Raw genomic sequence first — 26294 nt, 5'->3', positions numbered from 1 at the left:
ACGCTTTCCCAGCGGGTGCGCCTAGGGTCGGATCCGTGCTGCGCTTGCTCGGGATCCTCGTGACCGTGCTGTTCGCGATCGCGACGGCCGTCCTCACGTGGCCCGGCTTCTTCCGCCTCGAGCAGACCTTCCCGATCGCTCAGCTCGCCGCCCTCCGGGGGCTCGTCGTCGTCGCTCTCGCGATCATCACGATCCTCTTCCTGCTCGTCGCCTTCATCCGCCCGATGCGCGGTTTCGCGCTCTCGATGGCGCTCGTCTCAGCCATCGGCGCGATCTCGGGCGGCGTCGTCCTCGGCATGCGCGGCTACGGCACGGACGCCCTCCCCGCGGCGACCGACACGAGCGTGCGCGTGATGACCTGGAACACGGCGGGCAACGCCATGGGCGCCGACGAGATCGCGGAGACCGCCGTTGCCATGGGCGTCGACATCGTGGCGCTCCCCGAGACCGCGGACTTCGTCGGCGAGGAGGTCGCCGTCGCGATGCGCGACCTCGGCAGCCCCATGTGGGTGCATCACGTCGCGCTGCGGCCCGACGTCGACAACGGGCCGCAGGCGTGGCAGACCACGCTGCTCATCTCGCCCGAGCTCGGCGACTACTCCGTGATCGAGGCGTCGAGCGACCTCACGAGCAACACCGAGGTCGTGCCGAGCGTCGTCGCGATGCCCGTCGACGGCCAGGGCCCGATCGTCGTCGCCGTGCACGCCGTGTCTCCGCAGCCGGAGTACATGGACGAGTGGGCCGACGACCTGCGCTGGGTCTCTGACCAGTGCGTCGACGGCAACGTCATCCTCGCGGGCGACTTCAACGCCACGATCGACCACATGGCCTCGCTCGGGGTCGACGGCGCCGACCTGGGCTACTGCTCAGACGCCGCGGCGACCACCGGGAACGGCGCGGTGGGAACGTGGCCGACCGACATCCCGGCCCTCCTGTCCGCGCCGATCGACCACGTCATGCACTCGGCGTCCTGGAAGGCGACCGGCTCCCTCGTGCTCACGAACCTCGACGACGCCGGCAGCGACCACCGGCCGCTCGTCGTGCAGCTCGAGCCCGCCGGCTGACTCACTGCGCTGACGGGCGCCTCCGGGCGCGCGCCGAGCGCAGGGCGTGCACGGCGAGGCGCCAGCCGACGAGGAAGACGAGCAGCACGATCGCCGTCACGACGACGAACGGGATCGGCGCGCCGCCGCCTGTGATCACGCGCAGCGCGAGGCCGCCGAGCGCCGTCATCGCCCACAGCGGGAGGCCCTTCCGCACGGGAGCAGAGGGATCCGTCCAGACGCGCAGCGCGAGCCATCCGGCGAGGAGCGCGACCGCGAACGGCCACGCGACGCGCACGAGGCCGGCGGGGTCCACGGCGCCCTCGTGGCTGGCCAGCCCGAGCGCCGCGAACACGATCACGAGCACGATGTCGGCGGCGAGAGCGGCAGGGGCGGAGGAGGACGTCGAGCGGGCCATGGTCATCCACCCTACGGGCCTCCTCCGCTGAGCCGCGGTGAGAGACTGGTGCCATGACCACCGGCGAGACGAACACCCAGGCAGAGGCCCAGAAGGCCGCCGACTCCAACACCAACCGTCGCCAGCCCTACCCCCAGGGCTTCCTCGACGTGATCTCGAGCGGATGGGCCGAGCGCCCCGAGCCCCTGCCGGAGCCGCGCGCCCAGGCGTCGTTCGCGGCGCGACGGCGCGACGCCGTCTCGGCCGCGTTCCCCGGGAAGCGCCTCGTCATCCCCGCCGGCTCGTTCAAGCAGCGCAGCAACGACACCGACTACCCGTTCCGTGCGCACTCGGCCTTCGCGCACCTCACGGGCTGGGCGGTGGACGCCGTGCCCGACTCCGTGCTCGTGTTCGAGCCGGCGGGCGACGGCCACGACGTCACGCTGTACCTGCGCGATCGCGCCACGAGGGAGACGCCCGAGTTCTACCGGGACGCGACGATCGGCGAGTTCTGGGTGGGTCCGCGCCCCTCGCTCGCGCAGGTGTCCGCCGACCTCGGCATCCGCACCGCCCACGTCGACGCGTTCGCGGGCTCCGACGAGGACCTCGTGCTCGAGGAGGACGAGGAGCTCACGCGCTTCGTCTCCGAGCTGCGCCTCGTGAAGGACGCGTACGAGATCGAGCAGATGCGGCTCGCGGTCGAGGTGACGGCCGCGGGATTCGACGACATCGTCCGGGAGCTGCCCCGCATCGTCGAGCACCCGCGCGGGGAGCGCGTGGTCGAGGGCGTCTTCCACCAGCGCGCCCGCAGCGACGGCAACTGGGAGGGCTACGACACCATCGCGGCGTCGGGCCCGCACGCCTGCTACCTGCACTGGACGCGCAACGACGGCGCGGTCGTCCCGGGAGATCTCATCCTCATCGACGCGGGGGTCGAGGTCGACAGCCTCTACACCGCCGACATCACGCGCACGCTGCCCGTGAGCGGGACGTTCACCGACATCCAGCGGAAGATCTACGAGGCCGTCCGCGAGGCGGCCGACGCGGCGTTCGCGGCCGCGCGCCCCGGCGTCCGCTTCCGCGCCGTGCACGAGGCCGCGATGGAGGTCATCGCCGCGCGCACGGCCGAGTGGGGGCTGCTGCCGGTGTCGGCGGAGGAGGCGCTCGACGCCGACCGCGGCGGCCAGCAGCGCCGCTACATGGTGCACGGCACGAGCCACCACCTGGGCATCGACGTGCACGACTGCGCGCAGGCGCGCCGCGAGATGTACTACGACGGAGAGCTCGCACCGGGCATGGTGTTCACGATCGAGCCCGGGCTCTACTTCCAGATCGACGACCTCACGGTGCCGGAGGAGTACCGCGGGATCGGCGTGCGGATCGAGGACGACATCCTCATGACCGAGGACGGCCCGGTCAACCTCTCGGCGGGCATCCCCCGCACCGCCGACGAGGTCGAGGCCTGGATCGCGCGTCTGCGCGGCTGAGCCGAGCGGTCAGCCGCCCGAGCGCTGCCGGATGAACCGCACGACGGGGTCGGCGAGCGATGCGCCGATCTCGTCGGCGGGCCGCCGCCGGCCCTTGACCTCGAAGGCGTGGGTGCCGCCCGCGATCCACTCCACGGTCGCGTCCTGACAGGAGGCGACGGCGTCGTCGAACTGCGCGCGGGGCTGGATGAACGGGTCGTTCTCGCCCTCGACGAACAGCTGCGGCGGTGCGACCTCGGGCAGATGCTCCGCACGCGGCTTCTCGGGCCTGCCCGGCGGGTGGAGCGGGTAGGCGAGGTACACGAGCCCCGCGACGTCGAACGCGCCCTCCGTAGCCGCCATCGACGCCATCCGCCCGCCGTACGACTTGCCGCAGGCCCACAGGGGCGCGGGCAGGCTCGCCGCGGCGAAACCCGCCACCGCGCGCCACGCGGCGATCGCGTGGGCGGCGGGCCCTGGCATCCGCCGGCCCGCGACGATGTACGGGAAGTCGAACCGCACGGTGGCGATGCCGGCGTCGCGGACCGCGGCGGCGAATCCAACGAGGAACGGATGGTCCTTGCCCGCTCCGGCGCCGTGCGCGATCGCGAGCGTCGCCCAGGCTCCGTCGGGAGCCCCGACGGCGGCGGGCAGCTCGACGGCCCCCGCGGGCAGCTCGACGCGGATGGCGGCGGCGCGCTCCTCCGTCACGCGCGCTCGTCGGGATGCGCGGGCCGGTCCGACTCCGCGCTCTGCGGCTCGGAGGGCGCCGCATCGGCCGGCGGCGCCGGCTCCGCGGACGGCTGTGCGGGCGACGTCGGCTCGGCGGACGGCTGCGCGGGCGACGCGGCGTCGGCGGAGGCCGGCGCGACCGGCGCGCCCGTGCGCGGGTCGATGCGGACGCCGAACCGCGGCGGCTCCGTGAGCGAGACCGGGTCGATCCGCTCGGTCCGCGTCGGCGCGGTGCCGAGCACCTGGCGCGCCTTCGCGACGCTCGCGCGCTCGACCGCGACCTCGTAGTGGTCGGCGGTCACCTGCATGACGCTCGCGAAGTCGCGGCGGCGGCGCACGATCATGTAGTTGACGAGGCCGAAGACCATGCCCATCGCGACGCCGAGCAGGAGCATGCCGACGAACGCGCCCATCGGGAGGGCCGGGGTCCAGATGACGACCATCGCCCCGAGGAGCAGGCCGAGGAGCACGCCGTTGAGGGCGCCGGCCCACGCGGCCTGCGCCCAGCCGAGGCGTCCCGTGACCTTCTCGATCGAGCGCAGCGCCGTGCCGACGATCGCGATGTCGCGCGCCGGGACCTCCGCGGCGATCAGCTTCGACACCGCCTTCAGCGCGCCGTCGTAGTCGCGGAAGCTCGCGACCGTCTCGCCGACCTCGGGGGCTCGGCCCCGCCCGCTCCACATGCTCATGTCGGCATTCTCCCATGCGGCCACGCGCCTCAGCCTGTGCCCTGGCGATGCGCCGCCTGTGAGGGCGCGGCTCCCCTGAACATCGCGTGACGCCCGCGTCGCGGGAGGAGCGCGCGCATTACGCTGGGTGGGTGAGTACGCAGAGGGTTTTCGTGGCGCGCCTGGCCGGCTGCCCCGTGTTCGACCCCACGGGCGACCGTCTCGGCAGGGTCCGCGACGTCGTCGTCGTGTACCGAAGTACCGCGGCCCCGCGCGTCATCGGCCTCGTCTGCGAGATCCCGGGCCGTCGCCACGTGTTCGTCGCGATCGGACGCATCACCTCGATCGCCCAGGGCCAGGTCATCACGACCGGTCTCATCAACGTGCGCCGCTTCCAGCCCCGTGCCGACGAGGTGCGCGTCATGGCCGAGCTCGTCGGGCGCCGCGTCGACTTCAAGGACGGCTCCGGGTCGGCCGTGATCGAGGACGTCGCGATCGAGCCGAACCGCATCGGAGAGTGGGCCGTCGGTCAGCTGTTCCTCCGCAAGCCGAAGACGAGCGCCTCCCCCTTCGCGAAGGGGCCGACGACGTTCGCGACCTGGAGCCAGGTGCGCGAGCACCGCGCTCCGGGCGAGGCGCAGTCGGCCGAGCACCTCGCCGCGAGCTACGCCGAGCTGCGCGCGGCCGACCTCGCGAACACGCTCCTCGACCTCCCGGAGGAGCGGATGATCCAGGTCGCCGGCGAGCTCTCCGACGACCGCCTCGCCGACGCCCTCGAGGAGATGCCCGAAGAGGACCAGGTCCACATCCTCGAGCGCCTGGGCGACGAGCGAGCGGCGGACGTCCTCGACGCGATGGATCCCGACGACGCCGCCGACCTCCTCGCCGAGCTCGCGCCGCAGCGCAGCGAGGAGCTCCTCGACCTCATGGAGCCCGAGGAGGCCGAGGACGTCCGCATGCTCCTCCGCTACGGCGCCGACACGGCGGGCGGCCTGATGACGACCGAGCCGATCATCCTCCCCGCCGACGCGACGATCGCGGAGGCGCTCGCGCTCATCCGCCGGCACGAGCTGCATCCCGCCCTCGCCGCGAGCGTGTACGTGACGCTGCCGCCCTACGAGACGCCCACAGGCCGCTTCCTCGGCGCCGTGCACTTCCAGCGCATGCTGCGATACCCGCCCCACGAGCGGATCGGCGCGATCATCGACGAGACCATCGAGCCGGTCCCCGTGACGGGCTCGGCCTCGGAGGTGGCGCGCCGGCTCGCGAGCTACGACCTCGTCGCCCTGCCCGTGACCGACGCGGCGCACCGTCTCGTCGGCGCCGTGACGATCGACGACGTGCTCGACTACCTGCTCCCCGAGGACTGGCGATCGCAGGACGCGGATGAGGAGATCCCGCGCGATCCCACGACGGGCGCGATCCGGACGGTGCGCGGATGATGGCCCGCGCGTCGGAGATGCGCGGGCGGCGGCCTCGGATGGACACCGCCGGCCGGGCGCGCGATCGCGACCGGTTCGGGCGCGCGACCGAGTGGATCGCCCGCGCCATGGGGACGCCCTGGTTCCTGATCGGGCTCACGCTGTTCTGCGTCGCGTGGATGGCGTGGAACTCGCTCATGCCCGAGCAGTGGCGCTTCGACTCCGCCGCCCTCGGGTTCACGGCGCTCACCCTCATGCTGTCGCTGCAGGCCTCGTACGCGGCCCCGCTCATCCTCCTCGCGCAGAACCGCCAGGACGACCGCGACCGCGTCGCGATGGAGCAGGACCGCCAGCGCGCCGAGCGCAACCTCGCCGACACCGAGTACCTCGCGCGCGAGATCGTCGCACTCCGGATGGCGCTGACCGAGGTCGAGGAGCGGATCGTCTCCCGCGACGCCCTGCGCGAGGAGCTGCGGGCCCTGCTCGAGCGGCTCGACGAGCGCGACGCCGAGCGCGACGGCGAGCCGCGAGCGACGGCGGGCGACGCATGACCGGCCTGCCCGCCGAGGTCGTCGACGCGGTCCGCTCGGCCGTCGGCGCCGTCAGCGACCCCGAGCTGCGGCGGCCGCTCGCCGACCTCGACATGGTGCGCGATGTGCGTGCCGACGGCGATGCCGTGCGCGTCGAGATCGACCTCACGATCGTCGGATGCCCCGCGGCCGACCGCATCGAGCGCGATGTGCGGCGGGCGGCCGAGAGCGCAGCGCAGGGCGCCGCCATCGTGCTCGAGATCGGCGTGATGTCGCCCGCCCAGCGCAAGGCCCTCACGGAGCGCCTGCGCGGCGGAGCGGCCCGCGTCATGCCGTTCGGCCCCGACTCGCTCACGCGCGTGATCGCCGTGACGAGCGGCAAGGGCGGCGTCGGCAAGTCGACCGTCACGGCCAACCTCGCGGTGGCTCTCGCCGCCCGCGGGCTCAAGGTCGGCCTGATCGATGCCGACGTGCACGGCTTCTCGATCCCCGCGCTCCTGGGGCTCGTCGAGGGCGGCGTCGCGCCGTCCCCCACCCAGGTGGGCGACCTCATCCTGCCGCCCGTCGCGCACGGCGTGAAGGCGATCTCGATCGGGATGTTCCTGCGCAGCGGCGAGGAGGTCGTCGCGTGGCGGGGACCCATGCTCCACCGCACGGTGCAGCAGTTCCTCACCGACGTGTTCTTCGGCGACCTCGACGTTCTCCTCATCGACATGCCGCCCGGCACGGGCGACATCGCGATCTCGGTGGGCCAGCTGCTCCCCCACGCCGACGTCCTCGTCGTGACGACGCCGCAGGCCGCGGCCTCCGACGTCGCCGTGCGCAGCGGCCTCGTCGCACGGCAGACCGGGCAGCGGGTGATCGGCGTGATCGAGAACATGGCCGCCCTGACCCTGCCCGACGGGACGTCGCTCGCGCTCTTCGGCGAAGGCGGCGGCGCCGCGGTGGCCGCGGCGCTGTCGGCAGATGGGCAGGAGGTGCCGCTGCTCGCGTCGGTGCCGCTCAGCCCCGCCCTGCGCGCGGGCGGCGATGCCGGCGACCCGGTCGTGGTGTCGCACCCCGAGGATCCCGCGGCGCACGCGATCGCAGAGGTCGCTGCCCGCCTCGCGGCCGAGCCGCGCCGCCTCGCGGGGCGGAAGCTGCCGGTCTCGCTGGCCTGACGCGGGTCAGGTCGCCTCGGAGTCGAACGGGGGCGGCGTCTCCGCCGTGAAGGTGCGGCGCGCGAGCGGCGTCGTCCGCGGCTGCCGGACGGGCGCCTGCGGAGCCGACGACGCGGATGGTGCGGGTGACGCCGGCGCGACGGGCGCGTCCTCGAGGAGGGCCTCGCGGATGATCCGGCGCGGGTCGTACTGCCGCGGGTCGAGCTTGCGCCAGTCGACGTCGTCGAGCTCGTCGCCCATCTCCTCCTTCATGCGCGTGCGCGCCCCCTGCACCCACTCGCGGGTGCGGCGCGTGAACTGCGCGAGGGTCTCGGCGTAGCGCGGAAGGCGCTCGGGCCCGATGATGAGCGCCGCGATGACGCCGATCAGCATCACCTTCTCGATCGTCAGGCCGAAGAACATGATCTCAGGGTACCGGGCCTCGTCGTGCGGTCCCGGCAGGGGCGGCGGCTTAGGCTGGAGAGATCGTCAGGAGGAACCCATGAGCGAACTGGACGCCGTCGCGCGCTTCGCCCGAGAGACCGTCGTCGAACCCGATCACATCGCTCGCGCCCGTCAGCACGCCCTCGAGCTCGGCGCCGCTCCGATCAGTCCCTCGATCGGAGCGCAGTGCGCCGTCATCGCGGCCGCCACGGGCGCCCGATCGATCATCGAGATCGGCACGGGGGCCGGCGTGTCCGCCCTGTGGCTCCTGCACGGCGCCCCGCACGCGACCCTGACCACGATCGACAGCGAGCCCGAGCACCTCTCCGCGGCGCGCACCGCCTTCCAGAGCGCGCGGCTCCCCGTCGCCCGCACGCGCCTCATCACGGGGCGGGCGGCCGATGTCCTGCCCCGTATGAACGATGCGGCATACGACATCGTCCTCATCGACGCCGACGCGAAGGGCGTCATCGACTACGTCGAGCACGGCCTGCGCCTCGCCCGACCGGGCGGGACCGTGCTGGTGCCGCGCGTGCTCCACGGCGGCAGGGTCGCCGACCCCGTGCAGCGCGACGAGATCACGCGCACGTACCGCACGCTCCTCCAGGAGACGCAGGCGTCGAACGCCGTGATCGCCGCCCTCTCGACCGTGAACGAGGGCCTCCTGCAGCTGCACGTCTCACCTCGCCTCTGACGCGTCCGCACATGAGAAGAGCGGATGGCCGGAGTCGTTCCCGACTCCGACCATCCGCTCTGTGACGGTCGTGATCGCTAGGCGTTCACGACGTCGCCCAGGACGCCGTACAGCTCCCGAGCCTCCTCGTCATTGACGGAGACGACCAGGCGCCCGCCCCCCTCGAGCGGCACGCGCACGATGATGAGGCGCCCCTCCTTCACGGCCTCCATGGGTCCGTCTCCGGTTCTCGGCTTCATCGCTGCCATCGCGGCATCCTTTCCGTTGTGGTCAGATGTCCAGTTTATCGGTCGACTGCACGCCCACCGACACGCGAGACGCGCGATGTCGCGCGCAGATCGCGTCACGGGATGAGCCAGAAGGTGTTCCCGAGGCCGTACATGCCGTGGATCCAGGCCCACTGCCCCGCGAGGCAGAGCGCGAGGGAGGCGAACCGGTACCCGCGGCCGCGCGGAACCGCCAGCGCCGCGCAGGCGAGCGGTGCAAGCGGCAGGAGCAGGCGGAAGACGCTCGACTGCGGGAAGAACACCGCGAGGAGGTAGACGAGGTAGCTGAGCGCCCACAGCTGCAGCTCGCCGCCCGCGCGGCGCGCCTGCGGCGCGAGCAGGATGGCCGCGACGGCGCCCACGACGAGGACGACGAGCAGGGCGTAGCCGGCCCAGGCCGGGATCCCCCAGATGCCCGCCCACACGGCCGCGGCCTGCGGCCACCCCTCGAACGGGATGAACCCGCCGGAGTCCCCCGTCCACGACCGTCGCCACGCGAGCTCGGTCGCGAGGTACGCGCCCGGGTCGCCCGTCACGACGCCCGCGATGTGCTGCCAGGAGAAGCCGACCGCGGTCGCGATCGCCCCCAGGGCGATGATGTGCACGACCTCCCAGCGCGTCGGTCCCCCGAGCGTGCGCCGCCGCTCGGGCGCGAGTCGCCAGAGGCCGTAGAGGCCGAGGAACAGCGCGAAGGCGAGGACGCCGGGGCGCGTGAACCCCATCAGCGGCACGAGCAGGTACAGGCCGCGCCACTGCCGCCGGACGACGCACAGCAGCGAGGCGATGAGGAGCAGGAGGAACAGCGACTCGGCGTAGCCGACCTGGAACAGCGCGGCGAGCGGGCCGGAGGCGAGCAGGACGACGCCCCACATCGCCTGATCCTCGTCGAGGCGCTCCCTGAGGAGCGCGTGGAGCGCGACGCACGCGCCGTATCCCGCGGCGAGCGAGACGAGGAGGGCGCCCACCCACCAGGCTCCCGCCCCGAAGACGTTGCCGGCCAGGCGCGCGAGGTGGGCGTAGACCGGCATGAACGCCCACGCGTTCTGCGCGACCTCGCCGGTCTCGGTGAGCGGCAGCTCCGCCGGGTAGCCGCTCACGGCGACCGTCCAGTACCACTGGGCGTCCCATCCGAGGATGTAGTCGACGAGCGTCGGGTCGGGCCCGTGCCGCGAGGAGGACGGAGACTGCTGCGCCGTCAGCAGCATGAGCGCCGTCGTCACGAGCCGCGCCGCGAGATAGACCGCGGCCACCCGCGCGGGTGCGGGCCATGCGCGCCAGCCTGCCGCGGGGGCGGTCTCGGTCACCCCGCTGTGAGCCATGCGCGCAGGCTCCGCTCGCAGCTCTCGATCTGGGCGACCGCGACGCGCTCCTCGTCGTGGTGCGCGAGGCTCGGGTCGCCCGGCCCGTAGTTGACCGCGGGCACCCCGAGCGCCGAGAAGCGAGCCACGTCGGTCCATCCGTACTTCGGCTGCGGGACCGCGCCCACCGCCCGCACGAAGTCCTGGGCGATCGGCGAGTCGAGCCCGGGGCGCGCGCCCTGCGCGAGGTCGGTCACCTCGACCTCGAAGCCGTCGAACACCTCGCGCACGTGATCGGCGGCCTCGGCGGCGGATCGGCTCGGCGCGAACCGGAAGTTGACCTCGACCTCGCACAGATCGGGGATGACGTTGCCCGCGACTCCGCCCGAGACGCGCACCGCGTTCAGGCCCTCGCGGTAGGCGAGGCCGTCGACGACGATCTCCTGGGGCTCGTACGCCGCGAGGCGGGCGAGCACGGGCGCCGCGGCGTGGATCGCGTTGACGCCCATCCACGCGCGTGCGGAGTGCGAGCGCCGGCCGTGCGTGCGCACGACCGCCCGGAGCGTCCCGTTGCAGCCGCCCTCCACCTGCCCGTTGGACGGCTCTCCGAGGATCGCGAAGTCGCCCTCGAAGAGATCGGGCCGAGTCGCGGCGAGGCGCGTGAGCCCGCTGCGCGACGCCTCCACCTCCTCGTGGTCGTACCAGATCCACGTGATGTCGACGACCGGGTCCGACAGCTCGGCGGCGAGCTTCAGCTGCACCGCCGTGCCCGCCTTCATATCCACCGTCCCCCGCCCCCAGATGAAGGGCTCGCCGTCGATCTCGATGTCGCGCGTGGGGAGGTTGCCGTTGAGCGGGACGGTGTCGATGTGGCCCGCGATCACGACGCGCTGCGCGCGCCCGAGCGCCGTGCGCGCGACGATCGTGTCGCCATCGCGATGCACCTCGAGGTGCGGGAGCGGGCGGACGGCCGCCTCGATCGCGTCGGCGAGCATGCGCTCGTCGTCGGAGACGCTCGGGATGTCGCAGATCGCGCGGGTGATGTCGGCGGCGGACAGGGACAGGTCGAGCGTCGGCATGCCGTCGAGTCTATCGAGCGCGTCCGCGCGGCCCTCCGTCCGGGGAGGCCGGTCCCGCTCGCCCGATAGCCTGGTGTGCATGAGCGATGAACGAAAGGTCTGGGGCGTCGGCCTCGCGACCACCGCCGGCGATGGCACGGTTCTGGACACCTGGTACGGCGAGCTGGGCACGGGCGCGGCCGACGAGGCCGCGGTCGCGACCGCCCTCGAGCGCGTGGCCGCCTCGGCGGGCCCCGACGAGCGCCGCAACGTGACCGTCGACGCCGTGCGCGTCGAGATCGACCTCGACGAGGCGCCCGCGTCCACATCGGACGCGTACCTCCGCCTGCACGCCCTCTCTCACCGCCTCGTGAAGCCCAACGAGCTGAACCTCGACGGGATCTTCGCGCACCTTCCGAACGTCGCATGGACGACCGCGGGCCCCATGCATCCCGACGACCTCGCCCGGCTGCGTCCCGCGCTCCAGCGCGCGGCCATCCAGGTGCAGTCCCTCGACAAGTTCCCGCGTCTGACCGACTACGTCCTCCCGCCCGGCGTGCGCATCGCGGACACCTCGCGCGTGCGCCTCGGGGCCCACCTGTCGCCGGGGACGACGGTGATGCACGAGGGATTCGTGAACTTCAACGCCGGCACGCTCGGCGCCTCGATGGTGGAAGGCCGCATCTCCCAGGGTGTCGTGGTCGGCGACGGCAGCGACGTCGGCGGCGGCTCCTCGATCATGGGGACGCTGTCGGGCGGAGGAACGCACCGCGTGTCGATCGGCCGGCGCACCCTGCTCGGCGCGAACGCCGGCATCGGCATCTCGCTCGGCGACGACTGCGTCGTCGAGGCGGGCCTCTACGTCACGGCGGGCACGAAGGTGCTGCTCGTCGACGAGCCGCCCGCCGCCGACGGCACGCCCCGTGTCGTGAAGGCCGCGACGCTGCACGGAGCCGACGGCATCCTCTTCCTCCGGAACTCGACGACCGGGGCGATCGAGGCCCGACGTCGCAAGGGCGTCGGCGTGACGCTCAACGAGGCCCTGCACGCCTGAGCGGGGCCTCGCCGGAACGCGAAGAGGGCCGGACGTCGCACGACGTCCGGCCCTCTTCGCGTTCCGCTACGCGGTCGGGTACTGCCGCTCGGGCGAGCCCGTGAAGAGCTGCTGGGGGCGGCCGATCTTCGTCTTCGGGTCGAGCGTGAGCTCGCGCCAGTGGGCGAGCCAGCCCGGCAGGCGCCCGATCGCGAACAGCACCGTGAACATCCGCGTCGGGAAGCCCATCGCCTTGTAGATGACGCCGGTGTAGAAGTCGACGTTCGGGTAGAGGCGGCGCTCCTTGAAGTAGTCGTCGTTGAGGGCGATCTCCTCGAGCTCCTTCGCGAGGTCGAGGAGCGGATCGGTCACGCCCAGCGCCGTGAGGACCTCGTCCGCCGACTCCTTGACGAGCTTCGCGCGCGGGTCGTAGTTCTTGTAGACGCGGTGACCGAAGCCCATGAGCTTCACGCCGTCTTCCTTGTTCTTGACGCGCTCGACGAAGCGCTGCACGCTCTGACCGGAGTCGCGGATCTGCGCGAGCATCTTGAGCACGGCCTCGTTCGCGCCGCCGTGGAGCGGCCCCGAGAGGGCGTGGATGCCGGCCGACACCGACGCGAACTGGTCGGCGCCCGTCGAGCCGACCAGGCGCACGGTCGACGTCGACGCGTTCTGCTCGTGGTCCTCGTGCAGGATGAGGAGGCGCTCGAGAGCCCGCGACATGACCGGGTTCACCTCGTACGGCTCGCTCATCACACCGAAGTTCAGACGGAGGAAGTTGTCGACGAAGCTCAGCGAGTTGTCCGGGTACAGGAACGCCTGCCCGATCGACTTCTTGTGCGCGTAGGCCGCGATGACGGGGAGCTTCGCGAGCAGGCGGATGATGTTGAGCTCGACGTGCTCGGGGTTCGCCGGGTCGGACTGGTGCTCGTAGTAGGTCGAGAGGGCCGAGACCGCCGACGAGAGGACGGCCATCGGGTGGGCGCCGTCGGGCAGCGCCGAGAAGAAGCGCTTGAGGTCCTCGTGGAGGAGCGTGTGACGGCGGATGCGGTCGTCGAAGTCGGCCAGCTCGGACGCCGAGGGCAGCTCGCCGTAGATGAGCAGCCAGGCCACCTCGAGGAAGCTCGAGTTCTTCGCGATCTGCTCGATCGGGTAGCCCCGGTAGCGCAGGATCCCCTGGTCTCCGTCGATGTACGTGATGGCAGACGCGGTCGAGGCGGTGTTGACGAACCCGTAGTCGAGGGTCGTGTGTCCCGTCTGACGCATGAGCGTCGAGATGTCGATGCTCGGGAGTCCGGACCTGCCCTGCAGGACCGGGAACTCCGCCGTCTTGTCACCGATCGTGAGGGTGGCCTTGTCGGCCGGGATTCCCGCGTCGCTCACAGCGCCTCCTGGCGGATCGTCTTCGCGACTTCTTCGGTCGCCTTGGATCTCGGTCGGCCGCCGGTCAGGCGGCACGGCACATGCTCGGTCGAGTGCGCGAGCCCTGTGCTTCTACAGCCTATCGGTCGTCCCGCCTACCTGTGAAAACTCCCAAACGGCCGGGCGATGCGTGGAGGATTCCTACGAAGACGCGCGGGTGAGACGACGCGCCGCTGCGGCGATGCGCTCGTCGCTCGCCGTGAGCGAGAACCGGACGTGCAGCGGGAAGTGCGGGCCGTAGAAGACGCCGGGGCCCGCGAGGATGCCGAGATCCGCGAGCCGGCCGATCGACTCCCACGCGTCGCGCCCCTCGGTCGCCCAGAGGTAGAGCCCGGCCTCGCTGCGGTCGATCCGGAAGCCGGCCGCCTCGACGGCGGGGCGGAGGATGTCGCGACGGGAGCGGTAGCGCGCCTTCTGCTCCTCGACGTGCGCGTCGTCGCGGAGCGCGACGGCCATCGCGTGCTGCACGGGCGCGGGCGGCATCAGCCCGAGGTGCTTGCGCGCGGTGAGGAGCTCGCCCACGATGCGCCCGCACCCGGCGATGAAGGCCGCGCGGTAGCCGGCGAGGTTCGACTGCTTGCTCAGCGAGTACACGCTGAGCAGCCCGGCGCGGCTGCCGCCCGTGACCCGGGGGTCGAGGACCGACGGCACGGGCTCGCTCTCCCACGGGCCGTCCCAGCCCAGCTCGGCGTAGCACTCGTCGCTCGCGAGCACGGCGCCGATCTCGCGGGCGCGGCGCACGGCGGCCGCGAGCTCGTCCACGGTCCACGTGCGCCCGTCGGGGTTGCCCGGGGTGTTGATCCAGATGAGCTTCGCGCCCTCCGGCCATTCGGCGGGGTCGTCGACGGCGACCGGCGTCGCGTTCGCGACGCGCGCGCCGACCTCGTACGTCGGGTACGCGGCGCGCGGGTGCACGACGATGTCGCCCTCGCCGAGGCCGAGCAGCGTCGGCAGGAGGGCCACGAGTTCCTTCGACCCGATCGTCGGCAGGACGTTGCGGGGTGCGAGGTCGGGCACGCCGCGGCGGCGCGCGTACCACTCGACGATCGCCTCGCGCAGCGCGGGGGTGCCCACGGTCTGCGGGTACGCGTGCGCATCGGTGGCCTCCGCGAGCGCGTCGCGGACGATCGCGGGGGTCGGGTCGACGGGCGAGCCGATGGAGAGGTCAACGAGCCCGTCGGGGTGAGCGGCAGCCCGCTCACGATACGGGACCACGGCGTCCCAGGGGTAGTCGTCGAGGTCGCGGACGCCCATCCGCTTACTCGCCCTGGGGCGGGAGGGCGGCGATGAGGGGGTGGTCCTTCTCGATCACGCCGACCTTCGACGCGCCACCGGGCGACCCGATGTCGTCGAAGAACTCCACGTTCGCCTTGTAGTAGTCCTGCCACTCATCGGGCAGGTCGTCCTCGTAGTAGATCGCCTCGACCGGGCACACCGGCTCGCACGCACCGCAGTCGACGCACTCGTCCGGATGGATGTACAGCGACCGCTCGCCCTCGTAGATGCAGTCGACCGGGCACTCATCGATGCAGGCGCGGTCCTTGACGTCCACGCAGGGAAGGGCGATCACGTAAGTCACGCCCTCAATCCTACGCGCGCGCGAGGCCCGTCGCCCGGAAGGCGAGCCTAAGCCGAGCCGGACGCCATCCGGCGCAGCTTCGCCATGTCGGGCCACGCGACAGCGACGAGGACGATCCCGGCGAGGAGGAAGGTCCACACATAGCCGAAGGGGAACTCCCCCTCCGCCGGCATCGGGACGACGACGGAGCCGCCGGGGCCTCGCCCCGAGTAGATCGTGAGCGCTCCGAGCATGCCGATGCCCGCCGCGAGAGCCGACCACCGATCATCCGTCAGGAGCCGCAGCGACGTGAGCAGCCCGCCGCACGCGATCGCGGCCAGCACCATCCCGACGGGCACGGCGCCCCACGTGAAGGAATGGGCGATCGTGCTCGCGACGCCGAACACCGCGCCCGCGCAGAGGGCAACGAGCCACGTGACGACGTGCGCGAGACGATCGCCCCTCATGCTCAGCCCTGGCGCTTGAGGCGCGAGGCGGCGCGGGCGCGCTCGGTGGCGTCGAGGATCACCTTGCGGATGCGGACGGCCTCGGGCGTCACCTCGACGCACTCGTCCTCGCGTGCGAACTCGAGCGACTCCTCGAGCGAGAGCAGACGCGGGGGCGTCATGGACTCGAACGAGTCGGCCGTGGAGGAGCGCATGTTGGTGAGCTTCTTCTCCTTGGTGATGTTCACGTCCATGTCGTCGGCGCGCGAGTTCTCGCCCACGACCATGCCCTCGTACACCTCGTCGGTCGGCTTGACGAAGAACGTCATGCGCTCCTGCAGCGCGATCATCGCGAACGGCGTCGCGACACCCGCGCGGTCGGCCACGATCGAGCCGTTCTGACGCGCGACGATCTGCCCGGCCCATTCGCCGTAGCCGTGCGAGATCGCGTTGGCGATGCCGGTTCCACGGGTGATCGAGAGGAACTCGGTGCGGAAGCCGATGAGGCCGCGCGACGGCACGATGAACTCCATGCGGATCCAGCCGGTGCCGTGGTTGATCATGTTGTCCATGCGGCCCTTGCGGTTCGCCATGAGCTGCGTCACGGCGCCGAGGTGCTCTTCGGGGACGTCGATCGTGAGGTGCTCGTACGGCTCCTCGACCTTGCCGTCCGCGCCCTTGCGCGTGACGACCTGGGGCTTGCCGACCGTGAGCTCGAAGCCCTCGCGGCGCATGTTCTCGACGAGGATGGCGAGCTGCAGCTCGCCGCGGCCCTGCACCTCCCAGGCGTCGGGCTTGCCGATGTCGAGCACGCGGATCGACACGTTGCCGATGAGCTCGCGGTCCAGGCGGTCCTTGACCATCCGCGCGGTGAGCTTGTGGCCCTTGACCTTGCCGACGAGCGGCGAGGTGTTCGTGCCGATGGTCATCGAGATCGAGGGCTCGTCGACCGTGATCTGCGGCAGCGGGCGCACGTCCTCCGGGTCGGCGATCGTCTCGCCGATCATGATGTCGGGGAAGCCCGCGATGACCGCGATGTCGCCGGGGCCGGCCTCCTCGGCCGGGTACCGGTCGAGGGCCTTCGTCATGAGCAGCTCGGTGATGCGCGCGTTCTGCGTCGTGCCGTCCTGACGCACCCAGGCGACGGTCTGGCCCTTCTTGAGGGTCCCGTTGAACACGCGCAGCAGCGCGAGTCGGCCGAGGAACGCCGACGAGTCGAGGTTCGTGACCCACGCCTGCAGGGGCGCCTCGTCGTCGTACGACGGAGCCGGCACGTGCTCGAGGATCGCCTCGAACAGCGGCTCGAGGTCGGCGTTGTCGGGCAGCGAGCCGTCGGCGGGGCGGTTGCGCGACGCGGCGCCGGCACGACCCGAGGCGTAGACGACCGGGACGTCGAGGAGCGCGTCGACGTCGAGGTCGGGGACGTCGTCCTGGAGGTCGCTCGCGAGCCCGAGCAGGAGGTCGTGCGCCTCCTCCTCGACCGCCGCGATGCGCGCGTCGGGGCGGTCGGTCTTGTTCACGAGGAGGATGACGGGGAGCTTCGCCTCGAGCGCCTTCCGCAGCACGAAGCGGGTCTGCGGGAGGGGACCCTCCGACGCGTCGACGAGGAGGACGACGCCGTCGACCATCGACAGGCCGCGCTCGACCTCGCCGCCGAAGTCGGCGTGGCCCGGGGTGTCGATGACGTTGATCGTCACCGGGACGTCGGTGTGCGCGCCGTTGTACGTGATCGCCGTGTTCTTGGCGAGGATCGTGATGCCCTTCTCGCGCTCGAGGTCGTTCGAGTCCATCGCGCGCTCTTCCACGTGCGCGTGCTCGCCGAACGAGCCGGTCTGGCGCAGCATGGCGTCCACGAGGGTCGTCTTGCCGTGGTCGACGTGCGCGACGATCGCGACGTTGCGGAGATCGGAACGGTGGGCGAGCGCCATGAAGGGATCCTTCTGATGTGGGGGTTCCGCCCCGAAAGCGGGGCGTTCCATCCTATAGCGCGTCGTCGAGCGGGCGCTCAGGCTGCTCGGAGGCGGGCCGTCAGCCGGTGACGATCCCGCCCGTGATGCTGAGCGACCAGGCCGCCCACGCCGCGATCCCGGCGAGGATCAGCAGCGTCGGGATGTGCCATCCGCGGCGGACAGGGATATCGGTCGGCCGCGCCCGCTCCCGGAAGAGCTCGAGCGTCGCGGCCTGGTCGTCGCCGGGCTGCTCGCGGCGGTTGATGTGCAGGTGGCGGCTGGCCGCGCCGGTCGCCGCGACGACCGTTCCGTCGTCGAGCGCGATCTCGAGCTGCCAGCGCATCCGGATGGCCCGCACGCGCGACCACGGGATCTCGACCACCCTCAGACCGCCGCGCACACGAAGGAGATCGTCGGTCGCGGTGACGCTCGGGGCGGCGAGGAGCACGTAGACGCCCCAGCAGAGCGCGAGGAGCCACGGCGCCACGAGGAGCGCGTCGAAGGGCCGCCCCCGCAGGACGGCGTCGCCGAGGAGGAGCACCGTCAGCAGGGCGGCGCACGCGAAGGCGACCCAGCCCGACGGACGCCGGAACGAGACGCGGTACTCGGAGTCGCGCGAGCCGCTCATCGGGTCACCGCGACCGACACGGCCGCCCAGATGAGGATGGCCGCGAGCAGGCCGATCTCGCGCGCGTTCCAGGACGTGCGCACCTCTCCCCCGTCAGCCGGCGCCGCGCCATCCGCCGCGGCCTCGCGCAGCTCCTGGAGGATCTCGAGCTCGCGCTCGGCGGGCTGCGGGGTGTGGGCCCTGCCGCTCGGGCGCTTCGCGGCGGCTGCCCACGCCTGCAGGTCGCGGCCATCCGCGAGGACGAACGCGATCTGCCAGCGCAGCACGATGTCGCGCACCGCGCTCCAGGGCGCGCGCGTCGTGCGCAGCGGGTTGCGCACGACGACGCCGTCCTCGTCGGCGTGGACGCTCGGCGCGAAGAGGAACGTCCAGACGAACCAGACGGGCAGGAGCAGCCAGGGCGCGATGAGCACGGCGTCGACCGCGCTCCCGCGGACGACGACGTCGCCCAGCAGGAACACGACCACCGCCGACGTGGCGAGGAGCCAGACGATCCCGGCGCTGCCGCGGATCGTCCGGCTCCTCTGCTCGGGAGGCGTCATCGGCCGCCGAGCTCGACGGTCTGGCCGGGGATCGCGTCGAGGAGGCGACGCGTGTACTCCTGCTGCGGGTCGGCGAAGATCTGGTCCACGGCGCCCTGTTCGACGACCCGCCCGTGCTCCATGACGCAGACGAGATCGGCCGCCACGCGCACGACCGCGAGGTCGTGGGTGATGAACAGGTAGGTGAGCCCCAGCTCCGACTGCAGCTCGGCGAGCAGCTTCAGGATCTGATCCTGCACGAGCACGTCGAGCGCCGAGACCGCCTCGTCGAGCACGACGATGTCGGGCTTGAGCGCGAGGGCGCGCGCGATCGCGACACGCTGACGCTGGCCGCCGGACAGCTCGTTGGGGTACCGCCACGCGAGCTCGCGCGGCAGGGCGACCTGCTCGAGCAGCTCGAACACGCGGTCCCTGCGCGACGCGGCGTCGCCCACCCTGTGCACGCTCAGCGGCTCGGAGATGAGCGCGCCGATCGAGCGCAGGGGGTCGAGCGACCCGTACGGGTCCTGGAACACCGGCTGCATCCGGCCGCGCAGCGAGAAGATCTCGCGCGGGGACAGCGTCGTCGCGTCCACCCCGTCGATGAGGATGTGCCCGCTCGTCGCCTGCTCGAGCTGGAGAACCATCTTGGCGACGGTCGACTTGCCCGATCCCGACTCGCCGACGAGGGCGAGCGTCTTCCCCTTGGGGATCTGGAACGAGACGCTGTCGACTGCCCGGAACGGCTCGCTGCGGAAGCCGCCGCGCCGGATGCGGTAGTCCTTCACGAGATCGCGCACCTCGACGACGGGCGCCGCGGCGTGCAGCACCTGGGTCGTCGTCTCGATGCCCCGGTCCTCGACGCTCGCCTGGATGCGCTGCGACGCGAGGCTCGGAGCCGCGGCCACGAGACGCTGCGTGTACGGGTGCTGCGGGTCCTCGAGGATCTCGCGGCTCGGCCCCGACTCGACGATCTCGCCCTGGTTCATCACGACGATGGTGTCGGCGCGATCGGCGGCAAGGCCGAGGTCGTGCGTGATGAAGAGGACCGAGGTCCCCTTCTCGCGCGTGAGCGAGGCGAGGTGGTCGAGGATGACCCGCTGCACCGTGACGTCGAGCGCGCTCGTCGGCTCGTCGGCGATGAGGAGCGCGGGGTCGGCCGCGAGGCCGATGCCGATGAGCGCGCGCTGACGCATGCCGCCCGAGAACTGATGCGGGAACTGGTGCAGGCGCCGCTCGGCGTCCGCGAGTCCCGCCTGCTTCAGCACCTCGATCGCGCGCTGCTCGACCTCCTTGCGGCCGGTGGCGATGCCGTTCGCGCGGATCGCCTCCTTCACCTGGAAGCCGATCGACCAGACCGGGTTGAGGTTCGACATCGGGTCCTGCGGGACGTAGCCGATGCGGCGTCCGCGGATGTCCTCCATCTCGCGGCGCCCGACCTTGGCGAGGTCGACGCCCTCCAGCTCGATCGAGCCGGCGGTGACCTTCCCGGTGCCGGGGAGGAGGTCGATGATCGCCGTCGCGGTCGTCGACTTGCCCGACCCCGACTCGCCCACGATCGCGACGGTCTCGCCGCGGTGGATGTCGAGGTCCACGCCGTGGACGACCTCGCGCTGCTTCTTTCCGGTGCCGAACGCGACCTTCAGCCCGCGCACACGCAGGAGAGGCTCGGTCATGGGTGTGCCCTTCGTGAGATCGGTCATCGCTGCGCCCTCGCCTTCGGGTCGAGCGCGTCGCGCAGCAGCTCGCCGAGCGTGATGAACGCGAGCACCGCGATCGTCAGCGCGAGCGACGGCCAGAACAGCGCCATCGGCGAGGTGCGGATGGAGGTCTGCGCCTGGCTGATGTCGTTGCCCCACGACATGGTGGTGCCGCCGAGGCCGACGCCGAGGAACGACAGGGTCGCCTCGGCGACGATCGCCTGCCCGAGGCTGATCGTCGCGACGACGATCACGGGGGCCATGGCATTCGGCAGGACGTGCACGAGGAGCGTCTTGAACCGCGACAGGCCGAGTGCGATGGAGCCCATCACGTAGTCCGCCTGCTTCACGCGGAGCACCTCCGCGCGCATGATGCGCGCGGTCGACGCCCATGAGAACCCGCCGATCGCGAACGCGAGGACGAGCTCGTTGCGCTGCTCCTGGAGCACCGTCATCACGACGATCGCCGCGACGATGTAGGGGATGGTGAAGAAGATGTCGCCGATGCGCGACAGCAGCGAGTCGAGCCATCCGCCGTAGAACGCCGCGAGCGCGCCCATGATGACGCCGATCACGGTGCCGATGATCGTGGCGAGCAGACCGACGACCATCGACGTCCGCGTTCCCCACACGAGCCGCGACCAGATGTCGCAGCCCTGGCGGGTGAATCCGAGCGGGTGCCCGGCGGTCGGGCCGCCGTTGCTGTTGGCGAGCTCGCACCCGAGGTAGGGCGAGGTCTGCGTGAAGAGCGTGGGCCAGGCGGCGATGAGCACGATGAGCGCGCTCACCGCGAGCGCGACCCAGAACGACGGACGACGGCGCAGGTCGCGCCATGCGTCGAGCCAGAGGTTGCTCTTCCTCTCGTCGACGCGGACCGCGTCGACGACGATGGTCTGCTTCACGGGGGCGACGAAGCGCGTGTTACTTGACATAGCGGATCCTCGGGTCGAGCAGACCGTAGAGCAGGTCGACGAGCAGGTTGATGAGCACGTACACGACCACGAAGATCGTCACGAACGAGACGACCGTGGGCGTCTCATGCCGGATGATCGCCTGGAAGAGCGTGTTGCCGACGCCGGGCACGTTGAAGATGCCCTCCGTGACCGTCGCGCCGACCATGAGGATGCCGAACTGGGTCGCGGTGTCGGTCACCATCGGGATGAGCGAGTTGCGCAGCACGTGAACGGGGATCACGCGTCGTCGCGGGAGCCCCTTCCCGTAGGCCGTGCGGACCCAGTCCTGACCGAGGGTCTCGATCATCGACGAGCGCGTCAGGCGCATGCTCGCGGCGTAGATGCTGAAGCCGAGCACGAGCGCAGGCAGCCAGAGGTCGCCCCAGTCGTTGTTCGCGCCGACGGTCGGCTTGAACCACGCGAGCTGCACGCCCAGGAAGTACTGCGCGATGAACGAGAGGACGAAGATCGGCACCGCCACGAAGACGAGCGCGATGACGAGCATGAGGTTGTCGTACACGCCGCCCTTCAGCAGGGCCGATGTGGCGCCGACCACGATCGACAGCACGAAGGCGATCGCGACCGCCATGACCGCGAGCCGCAGCGTCACGGGGAACGTGCGCGCGAGCACCGTCATCACGTCCTGACCGGAGAACGTCACGCCGAAGTCGAGGCGGAGGATGCCGCCGAGGTAGTTGAGGTACTGCACGATGAACGGCTGGTCGAGCATGTACTGCCGACGCAGGTTCTCGATCACGGCGTCCGGCGGCTGCTTCTCGCCGAAGAGGGCCGCGATCGGGTCGCCGGGCATGGCGAAGACCATGAAGTAGATGAGCAGGGTGGCGCCGAGGAACACCGGTATCACCTGCAGGAGCCGTCTGAGGACGTAGCTGGCCATCCTCTTCCTTCCTGTGGATTGAGAGATCCGTGTCGGGTCACGGAAAAGGCACCGATCATTCGGTGCCGGAGTCGGGCCCCATCATCGCCCGGCGCTTCTGAGAGCGCGCTGGGGCGATGCATGGGGCGAGGCGGCGACGGTGACCGTCGCCGCCTCGCGGGGAGAGAGCCTGCGGCTCTCCCGTCACTCGGCCTTGGTGATCTCGCTGTAGATCGGGACCGAGTTCCAGCCGAACTCGACGTTGTCGACGGTCTCGCTCCAGCCGCCGGTCACGTTCGAGTACCACAGGGGGATGGCGGGGAGGTCGGTCAGCAGGACGGTCTGCGCCTGCTGGAAGATCTCGTTCGCCTCTTCGGGGTCGGTGGCGCTGATGCCCTCGGCGATCAGCGAGTCGAACTCCTCGCTCGAGTAGTCGCCGTCGTTCGAGCCGGCGCCGGTGGCGTAGAGCGGGCCGAGGAAGTTGTACAGACCCGGGTAGTCCGCCTGCCATCCGGAGCGGAAGGCGCCGACCTGCTTGTTGTCGCGCGCGTCGAGGTACGTGGCGAAGTCGGGGTACGGCTCGCCGATCGCGGTGATCCCGAGCGTGTTCGAGATCGAGTTCGCGACCGCGTCGACCCAGGCCTGGTGGCCGCCGTCGGCGTTGTACGAGATCGTGAAGTCCTCGCCGCTGTACGGGCTGATCTCGTCGGCCTGCGCCCAGAGCTCCTTCGCGAGGTCGGGGTCGTACTCGAGGACCTCGCCGCCCTCGAGCGACTCGCTCCAGCCGTCGATCACGGGCGACGTGAAGTCGCTCGCGGGCGTGCGCGTGCCCTGGAAGATGACGTCGGTGATCTCCTCGCGGTTGATCGCGTGCGAGATCGCCGCGCGGCGGAGGCGCCCCTCCTCATCCGTGGCGAAGTGCTCCTGCCACTCGGGGATCGTGAGCGACTGGAAGATCGCGGCCGGCTGGTTCACCCAGCGGTCGGGCAGGTCGCTCTCGAACGTCTCGAGCGCCGAGTCCGGGATCGCGTCGAGCACGTCGACGTTGCCCGCGAGCAGGTCCTGGTAGGCGGCGTCCTGCGTCGCGTAGAAGACGATGTTCAGGCCGCCGTTCTTCGCGGCGCGGGGGCCGTCGTAGTCGGGGTTGACGACGAGGTCGATGCCCTCGTCGTGCTGCCACGCGTCCTCGCTGGCGAGCATGTAGGGGCCGTTCCCGATCGGGCTCTCGCCGAACGCCTCCATGTCCTCGAACGCGACGTCGGGGAGCGGGTAGTACGCCGAGTAGCCGAGACGCTGCGCGAAGTCGGCAGCAGGCTTGTTGAGCGTGATGGTGAACGTGTAGTCGTCGACCTGCTCGAGACCGGTGAGCTCGGAGTCCTCGTCCCAGCTGAAGCCCTCGATGTCCTCGAAGAAGTACGAGGCGTTCTGCGCGTTCGACAGGAGCGCGCCGTAGTTCCAGGCCTTGATGAAGTTGTCGACAGTGACCTCTTCGCCGTTCGTGAACGTCAGGCCCTCGCGGATCTTCACCGTGAGCTGCGTGGGCGAGTCGACCGTGATCTCCTCGGCGACGTCGTTCACGACGGAGCCGTCGGCCTCGTACGAGATGAGGCCCGCGAAGATCGAGTCGACGATCTTGCCGCCGCCGGTCTCGTTCGTGTGGGTCGGGAGCAGCGGGTTCTGAGGCTCCGAGCCGTTGGTCGTGATGACGGCGGTCGATGCGCCGTCCGTCGGCGTCTCCTCGCCGGTGTCGCCGGATCCGCTTGCGCAGCCGGCGAGCGTGATGCCGCCGACCGAGAGCAGCGCGAGCCCCGCGAGGGCGATCTTGTTGCGCTTCACAGTGATTCCTCCGATGGAAGGGGTTGTAGGTGCCTTCACGAAGCCTCGGGAGTCTCCGTGAATGCGATGAGTGAAATCTAGGCTCCGATGCGGTCTGTGACAAACCTTCAGCGGAACCGTTACAGACCCTTTACTGGAGGGGCTCTCGATTTGGCAATCTGCGCCAACACGCCGTCGACTTCATGCACATGCATCGACGGCGTTTCGCACGGTCGCATCCCCGCGCTGTGCGAGTCTCGTGGTATGAGCGCTCCCCTCCCCGCCGCGCGGCCTTCGCGACGTCGCCTCGCATGCGAGGTCGCGATCGTCCTCGCCCTGACCCTCGGGCAGTCGGCGCTCTACTCGGTGCTCTCGCTCGTGCGCGCTCTCCTGCGGCCGGTCGCGCTCGCCGACCAGTCGGCGGCTCTGAATCCCGCGCGCGCCGAGGAGCCGCTGTGGGACGCGGTCTACCGGATCCTCGACGTCTTCTTCGACCTCGCCCTCGTCGCCCTGGTGGTGTACCTGCTCTGGGAGCCGGGGCGGAGCGCCCTGCAGCGCATGGGGCTCGATCTGCGCGCCATCCCCCGGGATCTCGGCCGTGCGGCCATCCTGCTCGTGGTCATCGGCGTGCCGGGCCTCGCGCTCTATCTCGGCGCCCGCGCGCTCGGCCTCAACGTCGACGTGCAGGCGTCGTCGGGCGTCGAGGGATGGCTCGTCCCGATCCTCGTGCTGTCCGCGGTGCGCGCGGGGCTCCTCGAGGAGGTCATCCTGAACGGATATCTCGTCGACCGGCTCGCGCGCCTGGGCTGGCGCCCCGGGTCGGTCATCCTCGCGGTGGCCGGCCTGCGCGCTGCTTACCACGCCTACCAGGGGTTCGGCGCGATCGTCGGGAACTTCGCGATGGGCGTCGTGTTCGTCTGGTGCTACCGCCACTGGGGGCGGGTCATGCCCCTCGTCATCGCGCACGCGCTCATCGACGTCATCGCGTTCGTCGGCTACCCGCTCGTCGCACCGTACCTGCCGTAGGTGCCCATCCGCCCTCGGTGAGACTAGTGCCCGTCGTCGAGACTGGCGCTTCGAGCACCGGTTTCGACGACGGGAGCTAGTCTCAACGACGCACTGGTCTCGCGGGCCGTTCGTCACCGCGAACGCGGGTTGCGCACCGCCGCGAAGACCTCCGGCGACCGCGGCCTGATGCGCGGGATGCCCGCGGCGACGAGGATCCGCTCGAACGGCTCGACGCGCACGACGTCTGACCATTCCCATCGGATCACCCGCCCTGCCGCGATCTGGAGCTCGTTCTCCCGGCGCCGTTCCTCACGCAGCACGAGCGCGGTCGACGAGTCCGTCGGCTGCGCGTACTTCGCGCGCCCGTCGGCTTCGCCGATGACCCGGACGGATCTCCACCACGCGTCGACCCGGCGAACTCTCCCGTTGACGACGAACTCGGCCTGCGGTTCGGGCGACTCGAACCCGAGGAGCTCCAGCACTACGCGGCTGACGCTCTCGAGGACCGACTCCGATCTCGCGTCGGCCGCCTTCAGGGCAGCGTGGCCGATGCGAGCGCCGCGCCGGTTCGGCAGCTCGCGGATGCGCCGCTCGAGGTCGTCCGACGTCAGTCCGGACAGCGCGGCATCGACGACCGCAACGCCGAACGCGAGCGGCAGCACGCGCGCGAGGTCGATCGCGGTCTCGAGCTTCGACGTCATCCGCACGCCGTCGACCCAGACGATCTCCCGCTCCGCCATGCTCGTGTGGGCGAGAACGTCTCCCCGTCGATACGAATGCCCTCGGCCCATATGCGGCAGATGGATGTCGCGCGGTTCGCCGAACACAGGGAGGGCATGTCGCACGGCAGCCGACTCGAAGCACAGCACGGGATCGCGCAACGCCGAGACGGCCGCGCTGACCCTCCGCGCATACCGCTCGTACGGGGCGAGCCGCGTCCAGTCGTCGGCCGCGACGTGCAGCCCGCGTCGCATCGGCACGGTCTGCCCCACCTGCCGGCGCAGCGCCCGGAGGCTGGCGTCGCGCCCTGTCCTGTGCAGCTCGTCGCGGTCGGCCATGGCTCCAGCCTCGCGAAGCGGTTCCACGAGCGTGCGACGTCGATCGTCTTCTGGACAGACACGCGGAACAGGTCCCCCTGTGCACGCGCCGTTGCCGCACTCCGCGCCACCGCTGCCTTGGGACTAGCGCTGGTCGTCGAGACCGGTGCTCCGGGCAGCAGTCTGGGCGG

General features: G+C 71.3%; 27 protein-coding genes. 8 read left to right on the top strand and 19 right to left on the bottom strand.

Features of this window, described 5'->3' with window-relative positions; all coding sequences use genetic code 11:
* Positions 1-35: 35 nt before the first annotated feature.
* Positions 36-1064 carry an endonuclease/exonuclease/phosphatase family protein gene (locus ACWXWW_RS07560; protein ID WP_455969507.1) on the top strand — a complete coding sequence of 343 codons (1029 nt, stop codon included), beginning with the start codon at positions 36-38 and terminating at the stop codon, positions 1062-1064.
* Position 1065: 1 nt separating this feature from the next.
* Here the strand turns inward: ACWXWW_RS07560 and ACWXWW_RS07555 are convergent, their stop codons facing one another.
* Positions 1066-1461 (bottom strand): DUF3054 domain-containing protein, encoded by a 396-nt coding sequence (locus ACWXWW_RS07555; protein WP_455969506.1) that lies wholly within the window; start codon positions 1459-1461, stop codon positions 1066-1068.
* 53 nt (positions 1462-1514) lie between these two features.
* Between ACWXWW_RS07555 and ACWXWW_RS07550 the strand changes: the two genes are divergently transcribed.
* Positions 1515-2927 (top strand): aminopeptidase P family protein, encoded by a 1413-nt coding sequence (locus tag ACWXWW_RS07550; protein ID WP_455969505.1) that lies wholly within the window; start codon positions 1515-1517, stop codon positions 2925-2927.
* A 9-nt stretch (positions 2928-2936) separates the two neighbouring features.
* Here ACWXWW_RS07550 and ACWXWW_RS07545 read toward each other — a convergent pair whose 3' ends face one another.
* Together ACWXWW_RS07545 and ACWXWW_RS07540 are read right to left on the bottom strand one after the other, a co-directional pair.
* Entirely contained in the window at positions 2937-3617 is a 681-nt protein-coding gene (locus ACWXWW_RS07545; protein WP_455969504.1) for an alpha/beta hydrolase family protein, read from the bottom strand.
* Positions 3614-4327: a general stress protein gene (locus ACWXWW_RS07540; protein ID WP_455969503.1), complete on the bottom strand. Its 714-nt coding sequence runs from the start codon at positions 4325-4327 to the stop codon at positions 3614-3616. Before ACWXWW_RS07540 ends, ACWXWW_RS07545 begins: the two co-directional genes overlap by 4 nt.
* 131 nt (positions 4328-4458) lie before the next feature.
* Here ACWXWW_RS07540 and ACWXWW_RS07535 point away from each other — a divergent pair, with 131 nt between their 5' ends.
* The 3 genes from ACWXWW_RS07535 to ACWXWW_RS07525 are packed head-to-tail and all read left to right on the top strand — an operon-like array spanning position 4459 to position 7417.
* Complete coding sequence (locus ACWXWW_RS07535) at positions 4459-5748, top strand: magnesium transporter (protein WP_271172148.1); 1290 nt, start codon at positions 4459-4461, stop codon at positions 5746-5748.
* 38 nt (positions 5749-5786) lie between these two features.
* Positions 5787-6278, top strand: coding sequence for a DUF1003 domain-containing protein (locus ACWXWW_RS07530; protein ID WP_455969502.1), 492 nt, complete (start codon positions 5787-5789; stop codon positions 6276-6278).
* Positions 6275-7417 carry a P-loop NTPase gene (locus tag ACWXWW_RS07525; RefSeq protein WP_455969501.1) on the top strand — a complete coding sequence of 381 codons (1143 nt, stop codon included), beginning with the start codon at positions 6275-6277 and terminating at the stop codon, positions 7415-7417. Before ACWXWW_RS07530 ends, ACWXWW_RS07525 begins: the two co-directional genes overlap by 4 nt.
* Positions 7418-7423: 6 nt before the next feature.
* On the opposite strand, the gene ACWXWW_RS07520 is transcribed toward ACWXWW_RS07525, so the two are convergent.
* Positions 7424-7819, bottom strand: a complete 396-nt coding sequence (locus tag ACWXWW_RS07520) for a Sec-independent protein translocase family protein (protein WP_271172150.1) — start codon at positions 7817-7819, stop codon at positions 7424-7426.
* A gap of 79 nt (positions 7820-7898) precedes the next feature.
* Here ACWXWW_RS07520 and ACWXWW_RS07515 point away from each other — a divergent pair, with 79 nt between their 5' ends.
* The gene (locus ACWXWW_RS07515; protein ID WP_324014492.1) at positions 7899-8534 is read left to right on the top strand and encodes an O-methyltransferase; all 636 of its coding nucleotides are present in this window, start codon (positions 7899-7901) and stop codon (positions 8532-8534) included.
* A 77-nt stretch (positions 8535-8611) separates the two neighbouring features.
* Here the strand turns inward: ACWXWW_RS07515 and ACWXWW_RS07510 are convergent, their stop codons facing one another.
* From ACWXWW_RS07510 to dapE, 3 genes are all read right to left on the bottom strand, one after another.
* Entirely contained in the window at positions 8612-8782 is a 171-nt protein-coding gene (locus ACWXWW_RS07510) for a DUF3117 domain-containing protein (RefSeq protein WP_156240919.1), read from the bottom strand.
* A 95-nt stretch (positions 8783-8877) separates the two neighbouring features.
* Positions 8878-10119 (bottom strand): hypothetical protein, encoded by a 1242-nt coding sequence (locus ACWXWW_RS07505; protein ID WP_455969500.1) that lies wholly within the window; start codon positions 10117-10119, stop codon positions 8878-8880.
* Positions 10101-11177 (bottom strand): succinyl-diaminopimelate desuccinylase, encoded by a 1077-nt coding sequence (dapE, locus tag ACWXWW_RS07500; RefSeq protein ID WP_455969499.1) that lies wholly within the window; start codon positions 11175-11177, stop codon positions 10101-10103. Before dapE ends, ACWXWW_RS07505 begins: the two co-directional genes overlap by 19 nt.
* 79 nt (positions 11178-11256) lie before the next feature.
* Between dapE and dapD the strand changes: the two genes are divergently transcribed.
* A complete protein-coding gene (gene dapD, locus ACWXWW_RS07495; RefSeq protein WP_282978036.1) occupies positions 11257-12210 on the top strand; it encodes a 2,3,4,5-tetrahydropyridine-2,6-dicarboxylate N-succinyltransferase in 954 nt (317 codons plus the stop codon).
* 66 nt (positions 12211-12276) lie between these two features.
* On the opposite strand, the gene ACWXWW_RS07490 is transcribed toward dapD, so the two are convergent.
* The 11 genes from ACWXWW_RS07490 to ACWXWW_RS07440 form a co-directional block, all read right to left on the bottom strand.
* Positions 12277-13572 (bottom strand): citrate synthase, encoded by a 1296-nt coding sequence (locus tag ACWXWW_RS07490; protein WP_271172155.1) that lies wholly within the window; start codon positions 13570-13572, stop codon positions 12277-12279.
* 180 nt (positions 13573-13752) lie between these two features.
* Positions 13753-14865: a succinyldiaminopimelate transaminase gene (gene dapC / locus ACWXWW_RS07485; RefSeq protein ID WP_455969498.1), complete on the bottom strand. Its 1113-nt coding sequence runs from the start codon at positions 14863-14865 to the stop codon at positions 13753-13755.
* 4 nt (positions 14866-14869) lie between these two features.
* Positions 14870-15190 carry a ferredoxin gene (gene fdxA, locus ACWXWW_RS07480; protein ID WP_271172157.1) on the bottom strand — a complete coding sequence of 107 codons (321 nt, stop codon included), beginning with the start codon at positions 15188-15190 and terminating at the stop codon, positions 14870-14872.
* Positions 15191-15237: 47 nt separating this feature from the next.
* A complete protein-coding gene (locus tag ACWXWW_RS07475) occupies positions 15238-15636 on the bottom strand; it encodes a histidinol dehydrogenase (protein ID WP_282978038.1) in 399 nt (132 codons plus the stop codon).
* Positions 15637-15638: 2 nt separating this feature from the next.
* Entirely contained in the window at positions 15639-17543 is a 1905-nt protein-coding gene (gene typA, locus ACWXWW_RS07470; RefSeq protein WP_282978040.1) for a translational GTPase TypA, read from the bottom strand.
* A gap of 100 nt (positions 17544-17643) precedes the next feature.
* On the bottom strand, positions 17644-18192 hold the full coding sequence (locus tag ACWXWW_RS07465; protein ID WP_282978042.1) for a PH domain-containing protein: 549 nt from the start codon (positions 18190-18192) through the stop codon (positions 17644-17646).
* A complete protein-coding gene (locus ACWXWW_RS07460) occupies positions 18189-18734 on the bottom strand; it encodes a PH domain-containing protein (RefSeq protein ID WP_455969497.1) in 546 nt (181 codons plus the stop codon). Before ACWXWW_RS07460 ends, ACWXWW_RS07465 begins: the two co-directional genes overlap by 4 nt.
* Positions 18731-20389, bottom strand: a complete 1659-nt coding sequence (locus tag ACWXWW_RS07455) for a dipeptide ABC transporter ATP-binding protein (RefSeq protein ID WP_455969496.1) — start codon at positions 20387-20389, stop codon at positions 18731-18733. Before ACWXWW_RS07455 ends, ACWXWW_RS07460 begins: the two co-directional genes overlap by 4 nt.
* Before the next feature lie 23 nt (positions 20390-20412).
* A complete protein-coding gene (locus tag ACWXWW_RS07450) occupies positions 20413-21345 on the bottom strand; it encodes an ABC transporter permease (RefSeq protein WP_271172163.1) in 933 nt (310 codons plus the stop codon).
* Positions 21335-22264 (bottom strand): ABC transporter permease, encoded by a 930-nt coding sequence (locus ACWXWW_RS07445; protein WP_271172164.1) that lies wholly within the window; start codon positions 22262-22264, stop codon positions 21335-21337. Before ACWXWW_RS07445 ends, ACWXWW_RS07450 begins: the two co-directional genes overlap by 11 nt.
* 183 nt (positions 22265-22447) lie before the next feature.
* Positions 22448-24079 carry a peptide ABC transporter substrate-binding protein gene (locus ACWXWW_RS07440; protein WP_282978050.1) on the bottom strand — a complete coding sequence of 544 codons (1632 nt, stop codon included), beginning with the start codon at positions 24077-24079 and terminating at the stop codon, positions 22448-22450.
* 243 nt (positions 24080-24322) lie between these two features.
* On the opposite strand from ACWXWW_RS07440, the gene ACWXWW_RS07435 reads away from it, so the two are divergent.
* A complete protein-coding gene (locus tag ACWXWW_RS07435) occupies positions 24323-25084 on the top strand; it encodes a CPBP family intramembrane glutamic endopeptidase (RefSeq protein ID WP_455969495.1) in 762 nt (253 codons plus the stop codon).
* A gap of 113 nt (positions 25085-25197) precedes the next feature.
* Here ACWXWW_RS07435 and ACWXWW_RS07430 read toward each other — a convergent pair whose 3' ends face one another.
* Entirely contained in the window at positions 25198-26124 is a 927-nt protein-coding gene (locus ACWXWW_RS07430; protein WP_455969494.1) for a hypothetical protein, read from the bottom strand.
* Positions 26125-26294: the final 170 nt, after the last annotated feature.

The sequence above is a fragment of the Microbacterium sp. KNMS genome (assembly GCF_053851835.1).
Note: the sequence above shows the minus strand (reverse complement) of the source record. Positions and strands in the feature narration are given on the sequence as shown.

Bases quoted from the DNA above. Each gene is read 5' to 3' on its own strand.
- ACWXWW_RS07515 (WP_324014492.1), top strand. From the start codon at position 7,899: ATGAGCGAACTGGACGCCGTCGCGCGCTTCGCCCGAGAGACCGTCGTC.
- ACWXWW_RS07525 (WP_455969501.1), top strand. From the start codon at position 6,275: ATGACCGGCCTGCCCGCCGAGGTCGTCGACGCGGTCCGCTCGGCCGTC.
- ACWXWW_RS07530 (WP_455969502.1), top strand. From the start codon at position 5,787: ATGGACACCGCCGGCCGGGCGCGCGATCGCGACCGGTTCGGGCGCGCG.
- ACWXWW_RS07450 (WP_271172163.1), bottom strand. From the start codon at position 21,345: ATGTCAAGTAACACGCGCTTCGTCGCCCCCGTGAAGCAGACCATCGTC.
- ACWXWW_RS07465 (WP_282978042.1), bottom strand. From the start codon at position 18,192: ATGAGCGGCTCGCGCGACTCCGAGTACCGCGTCTCGTTCCGGCGTCCG.
- ACWXWW_RS07555 (WP_455969506.1), bottom strand. From the start codon at position 1,461: ATGGCCCGCTCGACGTCCTCCTCCGCCCCTGCCGCTCTCGCCGCCGAC.
- ACWXWW_RS07455 (WP_455969496.1), bottom strand. From the start codon at position 20,389: ATGACCGAGCCTCTCCTGCGTGTGCGCGGGCTGAAGGTCGCGTTCGGC.
- ACWXWW_RS07550 (WP_455969505.1), top strand. From the start codon at position 1,515: ATGACCACCGGCGAGACGAACACCCAGGCAGAGGCCCAGAAGGCCGCC.
- dapD (WP_282978036.1), top strand. From the start codon at position 11,257: ATGAGCGATGAACGAAAGGTCTGGGGCGTCGGCCTCGCGACCACCGCC.
- ACWXWW_RS07510 (WP_156240919.1), bottom strand. From the start codon at position 8,782: ATGGCAGCGATGAAGCCGAGAACCGGAGACGGACCCATGGAGGCCGTG.
- ACWXWW_RS07540 (WP_455969503.1), bottom strand. From the start codon at position 4,327: ATGAGCATGTGGAGCGGGCGGGGCCGAGCCCCCGAGGTCGGCGAGACG.
- dapC (WP_455969498.1), bottom strand. From the start codon at position 14,865: ATGGGCGTCCGCGACCTCGACGACTACCCCTGGGACGCCGTGGTCCCG.
- ACWXWW_RS07475 (WP_282978038.1), bottom strand. From the start codon at position 15,636: ATGAGGGGCGATCGTCTCGCGCACGTCGTCACGTGGCTCGTTGCCCTC.
- ACWXWW_RS07520 (WP_271172150.1), bottom strand. From the start codon at position 7,819: ATGTTCTTCGGCCTGACGATCGAGAAGGTGATGCTGATCGGCGTCATC.
- ACWXWW_RS07430 (WP_455969494.1), bottom strand. From the start codon at position 26,124: ATGGCCGACCGCGACGAGCTGCACAGGACAGGGCGCGACGCCAGCCTC.
- typA (WP_282978040.1), bottom strand. From the start codon at position 17,543: ATGGCGCTCGCCCACCGTTCCGATCTCCGCAACGTCGCGATCGTCGCG.
- ACWXWW_RS07435 (WP_455969495.1), top strand. From the start codon at position 24,323: ATGAGCGCTCCCCTCCCCGCCGCGCGGCCTTCGCGACGTCGCCTCGCA.
- ACWXWW_RS07505 (WP_455969500.1), bottom strand. From the start codon at position 10,119: ATGGCTCACAGCGGGGTGACCGAGACCGCCCCCGCGGCAGGCTGGCGC.
- ACWXWW_RS07445 (WP_271172164.1), bottom strand. From the start codon at position 22,264: ATGGCCAGCTACGTCCTCAGACGGCTCCTGCAGGTGATACCGGTGTTC.
- dapE (WP_455969499.1), bottom strand. From the start codon at position 11,177: ATGCCGACGCTCGACCTGTCCCTGTCCGCCGCCGACATCACCCGCGCG.
- ACWXWW_RS07460 (WP_455969497.1), bottom strand. From the start codon at position 18,734: ATGACGCCTCCCGAGCAGAGGAGCCGGACGATCCGCGGCAGCGCCGGG.